The sequence below is a fragment of the Priestia sp. BR_2 genome (assembly GCF_041954005.1).
Lineage (GTDB): Bacteria > Bacillota > Bacilli > Paenibacillales > Paenibacillaceae > Paenibacillus_AQ > Paenibacillus_AQ lautus_A.
Genome location: NZ_JAVFHM010000336.1, coordinates 1 through 6,145 on the forward strand (window position 1 = coordinate 1; position 6,145 = coordinate 6,145).

At 48.7% G+C, this 6,145-nt stretch carries 6 protein-coding genes; all 6 read right to left on the bottom strand.

Going from position 1 to position 6,145, the window contains the following annotated elements; all coding sequences use genetic code 11:
• On the bottom strand, window positions 1–207 hold a 207-nt coding region (locus RB298_RS29080; protein ID WP_486049821.1), incomplete at its 3' end, for a GTP-binding protein.
• 97 nt (window positions 208–304) lie between these two features.
• Entirely contained in the window at window positions 305–2,386 is a 2,082-nt protein-coding gene (fusA, locus tag RB298_RS29085) for an elongation factor G (RefSeq protein ID WP_486049823.1), read from the bottom strand.
• 48 nt (window positions 2,387–2,434) lie between these two features.
• On the bottom strand, window positions 2,435–2,905 hold the full coding sequence (gene rpsG, locus RB298_RS29090; protein WP_006212929.1) for a 30S ribosomal protein S7: 471 nt from the start codon (window positions 2,903–2,905) through the stop codon (window positions 2,435–2,437).
• A 53-nt stretch (window positions 2,906–2,958) separates the two neighbouring features.
• Window positions 2,959–3,378 (bottom strand): 30S ribosomal protein S12, encoded by a 420-nt coding sequence (rpsL, locus tag RB298_RS29095; RefSeq protein ID WP_006212930.1) that lies wholly within the window; start codon window positions 3,376–3,378, stop codon window positions 2,959–2,961.
• A 139-nt stretch (window positions 3,379–3,517) separates the two neighbouring features.
• The gene (locus RB298_RS29100; RefSeq protein ID WP_009591977.1) at window positions 3,518–3,769 is read right to left on the bottom strand and encodes a ribosomal L7Ae/L30e/S12e/Gadd45 family protein; all 252 of its coding nucleotides are present in this window, start codon (window positions 3,767–3,769) and stop codon (window positions 3,518–3,520) included.
• A gap of 168 nt (window positions 3,770–3,937) precedes the next feature.
• Window positions 3,938–6,145: DNA-directed RNA polymerase subunit beta' (rpoC, locus tag RB298_RS29105; protein ID WP_486049826.1), on the bottom strand; the 2,208-nt coding region annotated here is incomplete at its 5' end.

Consider the following 6,145-nt stretch of genomic DNA (forward strand, 5'->3'; position numbering starts at 1 on the left):
CTCTACGTGGGAAGTAGAGATTGTGATACCGCGTTCGCGCTCTTCTGGAGCTTTGTCGATTTGATCGAAGGACATTGCTGCGCCACCGTAAGTTTTGGACAATACAGATGTAATTGCAGCAGTCAAAGTTGTTTTACCATGGTCAACGTGACCGATAGTACCGATGTTAACATGGGGTTTCGTACGTTCGTATTTAGCCTTTGCCATTTGAACAATTCCTCCTTAAGGGGATTATATATGTTGGGCCGGAAGCGGAGTTAACGGGATGTTTGGTCGCGCCTCCTATCCAGCAGGTAAAACGTTATTATTCTCCGCCTTTGATCTTGGACACAATTTCATCGGAGATATTCTTAGGAACTTCTTCGTAGTGGGAGAGTTCCATGGAGAACACGCCGCGTCCTTGTGTACCGGAGCGAAGGGTAGTGGAGTAACCGAACATTTCGGAAAGAGGCACTTTCGCACGGATAATTTGAGTACCACCACGGGAGTCCATACCTTCGATACGTCCACGGCGGGAGTTCAGCATACCCATTACGTCGCCCATGTATTCCTCAGGCACGGTAACTTCAACTTTCATGATTGGCTCGAGCAGGACAGGCTTACACTTGTCTTTAGCTGCTTTCAGAGCCATGGAACCAGCGATTTTAAACGCCATTTCATTGGAGTCAACATCATGGTACGAACCGTCGACGATGGTTGCTTTAACGTCAACAAGCGGGAAGCCGGCAAGTACACCGTTCTTCATTTGCTCTTCGATACCTTGTTGTGCAGGACCAATGTATTCTCTTGGTACAGAACCACCGACAACCTTGCTGTCGAATTGGTTACCGCTACCAGGTTCCAGAGGTTCGAACTCAACCCATACGTGACCGTATTGACCACGACCACCGGACTGACGAACGAATTTACCTTCAACGCGAGCTGGCGCACGGAATGTTTCGCGGTAAGCTACCTGTGGTTTACCCACGTTGGTTTCTACCTTGAACTCACGACGCATACGGTCGATGATGTTTTCCAAGTTAAGCTCACCCATCCCTGCCAAGATCGTTTGGCCAGTTTCTTCATCGGTATGCGCACGAAGAGTTGGATCCTCTTCCGTCAACTTACCGAGAGCCACGCCCATTTTATCTTGGTCAGCTTTTGTTTTAGGCTCAACTGCGATTTCGATAACCGGATCAGGGAAGTTCATGGACTCCAGGATAACCGGGTTTTTCTCATCACATAGTGTATCACCTGTGCCCGTATCTTTCAAACCTACGGCAGCTGCGATATCTCCGGCGAATACTTCGGAAATTTCTTGACGGCTGTTCGCATGCATTTGAAGGATACGACCAATGCGCTCACGCTTGCCTTTTGTTGCATTCAGTACGTAAGAACCGGATTGCAGTACGCCGGAGTATACGCGGAAGAATGTCAGCTTACCAACGTAAGGGTCGGTTGCGATTTTGAATGCCAAAGCCGAGAACGGCTCGTCATCGGAAGAATGCCGAATAGCTTCGGTTCCGTCTTCAAGGGTACCCTTGATGTCTGGAACGTCAGTTGGAGCCGGCAAATAATCGATTACGGCATCAAGCATCAACTGAACGCCTTTGTTACGGTAAGAAGATCCGCAGATAACCGGGAAGATCTTAACTTCGACAACACCTTTACGCAGAGCAGCTTTCAACTCAGCGATGGTGATTTCTTCACCTTCAAGATATTTCATTGTCAAGTCTTCGTCAAGTTCTGCTACCTTCTCAACCAACTCGTTGCGAAGCTCTTCCACTTGATCCTTGAATTCTGCTGGAATTTCGGTTTCTTCGATATTTTGCCCGAGGTCATCCTTATACATATAAGCTTTTTCCTCGATAATATCGATGATGCCAATGAAATCGTTCTCTGCACCGATCGGAAGCTGAATTGCTACCGCGTTCGCTTGCAGACGCTCTCTCATATCTTTAACTACGTTCAAGTAGTCGGCACCGATAATATCCATTTTGTTTACGTATGCGATCCGCGGAACTCCGTAACGGTCTGCTTGTCTCCAAACAGTCTCCGACTGAGGTTCAACGCCCTCTTTCGCACTGAATACACCTACTGCCCCATCCAATACACGAAGGGAACGTTCAACTTCTACTGTGAAGTCAACGTGCCCCGGGGTGTCGATAATATTAACGCGATGACCCTTCCAAGAAGCGGTAGTCGCAGCGGACGTAATCGTGATACCGCGCTCCTGCTCCTGTTCCATCCAGTCCATGGTAGCTGCACCCTCGTGAACTTCCCCGATTTTGTGCGTACGGCCTGTATAGAACAAAATCCGCTCTGTAGTGGTCGTTTTACCAGCGTCAATATGCGCCATGATCCCGATATTACGTGTATTTTTCAAGGAGAACTCTCTTGTCGCCATGCGAATAGTCTCCCTTCAAAATTTGAAGTATAAATTAGTTGCTGAATCCTACCAACGGTAGTGAGCAAACGCTTTGTTCGCTTCAGCCATTTTGTGCGTGTCTTCGCGTTTCTTAACGGAAGCGCCCGTGTTGTTGGAAGCGTCGATGATCTCAGCCGCCAAACGCTCTTCCATCGTCTTCTCACCGCGGTTGCGGGAGTAGTTTACGAGCCAACGTAATCCAAGGGATGTACGTCTCTCTGGTTTAACTTCGATCGGAACCTGGTAGTTAGCACCGCCGACACGACGAGCTTTAACTTCCAATACTGGCATGATGTTCTTGATAGCTGCTTCAAACACTTCCATCGGATCATTACCAGTACGTTCCTTGATGATGTTGAACGAATTGTAAAGGATGCTTTGAGCAACACCTCTTTTACCATCCAACATGATGCGGTTGATCAGACGAGTTACCAGTTTGCTGTTATACACCGGATCTGGCAGCACGTCTCTTTTAGTTACTGGACCTTTGCGTGGCATGGATATCCCCCTTTCTTCAGTCATGAGTCATGTTAAGAAAACATGAGCATCAATTAGCTTTTTGCTTTCGGACGCTTCGTGCCGTATTTGGAACGAGCTTGCATCCGGTTGTTTACACCAGCGGTATCAAGTGCGCCGCGAACGATATGGTAACGTACACCCGGAAGGTCTTTTACCCGTCCACCGCGAACCAATACAACACTGTGCTCTTGCAAGTTATGTCCGATACCCGGAATGTAAGCCGTCACCTCAATGCGGTTCGTCAAGCGAACACGAGCATATTTACGAAGTGCGGAGTTCGGTTTTTTCGGCGTCATCGTGCCTACACGAGTGCATACACCGCGTTTTTGCGGAGCGCTCAAGTCGGTCTCCTCACGTTTCAAAGCGTTAAAACCTTTTTGAAGAGCTGGAGATTTCGATTTGTAAACTTTAGCTTGACGGCCCTTGCGAACCAGTTGGTTAATTGTTGGCATGCTAGCCACCCCCTTCCCGTATTTATCATTCGATTACGAACCCGTTTAAGTCCACAGACCCAGGCGGTTCATAAAAGAACAAATGAAAAGTTTTTGCCGAGAGAAGTAACGCCTTCTCCAACAAAAACGATTTCTCAAATCATGATTTCAAGACAGCTACCATAGCTGCACCGACTTCAATACCGCATGCTTCTCCAAGCTCTGTCATCGTGGGTACATAGTTGATATGCACGCCATTCTTATCACACTCGGATACGACTTTTGAAATCAAACGCTGGTCGCAATCTTCAGCCACGTAAACCTCAGCGGCCAGACCAGATTCAACGGCCTTCATCGTTTGTTTGGTGCCAATCTTGATGTGTGCATCCTGTAATCCTTTATCATTAGACACAAGTCATTCCTCCAAAAGAACAGGGAACAAAGAAACTATTCACGCACCTTTGCTATATTAGCATCTGCCTTAAACGATGTCAAGCTATTAAATCAGAAAAAAAGAAACATTGGAACAGGGAGATTCATCGTCTTACGACGCGTCATCTCCCCGTCCCCTGACTGTCTCTTAATCTATAGAAGCTGTTTCGAGTTCCTGACTTTCGTCATTCACATCGTCCTGTCCCGCGAACTTCACACTGCGATATCGGTTCATACCGGTTCCCGCAGGGATCAGCTTACCAATGATAACATTCTCTTTCAGACCAAGCAGCTGATCGACTTTACCTTTAATGGCAGCGTCGGTCAACACGCGAGTCGTCTCCTGGAAGGAGGCCGCCGACAAGAACGAATCGGTTTCGAGAGATGCCTTCGTAATACCGAGGAGAACCGGTTTGGCAACCGCTGGTTCTTTCCCGGAAAGAATAGCGTCTTTATTAGCTGTCTCGTATTCATGCATATCCACGAAGGAGCCTGGCAGCAGGTTGGTATCTCCCGCATCCACGATACGGAATTTACGCAGCATCTGTCTGATCATAACTTCAACGTGTTTATCGTTAATTTCTACGCCTTGGTTACGGTATACGCGCTGAACTTCCTGAAGGATGTAGTTCTGCACGCCACGGATACCCTTGATGCGAAGCATCTCCTTCGGATCAATGGAACCATCGGTCAGCTCATCCCCAGCTTCGATGTGCTTGCCTTCGCTTACGCGCAGACGGGAGCCATAGGTAACCGCGTAAACTTTGGTTTCAGCTTCACCTTGAATTTCGATTTCACGACGGTCCTTCGTTTCACGGATCTCTTTAACCACACCGTCGATCTCACTAATGGTTGCTTGACCTTTAGGATTACGGGCTTCAAAGAGCTCCTGGATACGCGGAAGACCTTGCGTAATATCATCACCGGCAACGCCGCCTGTGTGGAATGTACGCATCGTGAGCTGTGTCCCCGGTTCGCCGATAGATTGCGCCGCGATAATACCAACCGCTTCACCAATCTCAACATGCTTACCAGTAGCCAGGTTACGACCGTAACATTTTTTGCAGACGCCATAACGTGCACGGCAGCTCAAGATGGAACGAATTTGAAGCTTCTCGACGCCAGCTGCCACGATTTCTTCAGCTTTGTCGGAGTCAATCAATTCGTTGCGGTTTACGATGATCTCTTTGGTTTCCGGATGACGAACGGTTTCAAATGCATAACGTCCCTCGATACGGTCATAGAGATCCTCGATCACTTCCTTGCCGTCCTGAATACGGCTAACCATAAAGCCTTTATCCGTGCTGCACTCGTCTTCGCGAACGATGACATCCTGGGCCACGTCGACAAGTCGACGAGTCAAGTAACCGGAGTCAGCGGTACGAAGCGCTGTATCGGCAAGACCTTTACGCGCACCGTGCGTGGACAGGAAGTACTCGAGTACCGTCAGTCCTTCACGGAAGTTCGATTTGATCGGGAGTTCGATGATACGGCCCGACGGGTTCGCCATCAGACCCCGCATGCCACCGAGCTGGGTGATCTGCGATTTGTTACCCCGCGCCTTGGAATCCACCATGAGCATGATGGAGTTAAAGCGATCCATCGACTTCATGAGTACATCCGTAATATCGTCTTTGGTCTTGGACCAGATGTCGATAACGCGGTCATAACGTTCTTCGTTCGTGATCAAGCCGCGGCGATATTGGTTCGTTACCACTTTAACCTTCTCGTCGGACTCTTTCAGGATTTCATTCTTCTCGTCAGGTACGATAACGTCGGATACCGCAACGGTTACGCCTGCACGGGTAGAGTATGTGAAACCGATCTGCTTGATTTTATCCAAAATCACAGAGGTTTCCGTTGTATGGTACGTTTCGAAACAGCGTGCAATGATGGAGCCCAGGTATTCCTTGCCAACGGCTCCGCTGACCGGCAGTTCCTGGATCACTTTTTGAATATCTGCACCCTTCTCGTATACGAAATACTTCTCAGGCGTGCCTTGCAGCAGGTTCGTACGAGTCGCTTCATTGATGTACGGGAAGCTGGCAGGGAAAATCTCGTTAAAGATAATCCGGCCGATCGTCGTAATCAAAATCGCATCCTGCTGTTTGTCGGTGAAGCTGGTTTTGCCAAGGGCTTTAACCGGAATCGCTACGCGTGCATGCAGACCGGCTGCTTCACGCTGATAAGCGGAAACCGCTTCGTTCACACTGCCCAGAATCATGCCGGTACCTTTCTCTTCCTTGTTATCCATTGTCAGATAGAAGGAACCCAGTACCATATCCTGAGACGGCGTAACAACCGGCTTACCGTCTTTCGGGTTCAAAATGTTGCCCGATGCCAGCATCAACAGACG

What these genes read in the sequence shown, in the direction of transcription:
- fusA (WP_486049823.1), bottom strand. Translation starts at nt 2,386, where the DNA reads ATGGCGACAAGAGAGTTCTCCTTGAAAAATACACGTAATATCGGGATC.
- rpsL (WP_006212930.1), bottom strand. Translation starts at nt 3,378, where the DNA reads ATGCCAACAATTAACCAACTGGTTCGCAAGGGCCGTCAAGCTAAAGTT.
- rpsG (WP_006212929.1), bottom strand. Translation starts at nt 2,905, where the DNA reads ATGCCACGCAAAGGTCCAGTAACTAAAAGAGACGTGCTGCCAGATCCG.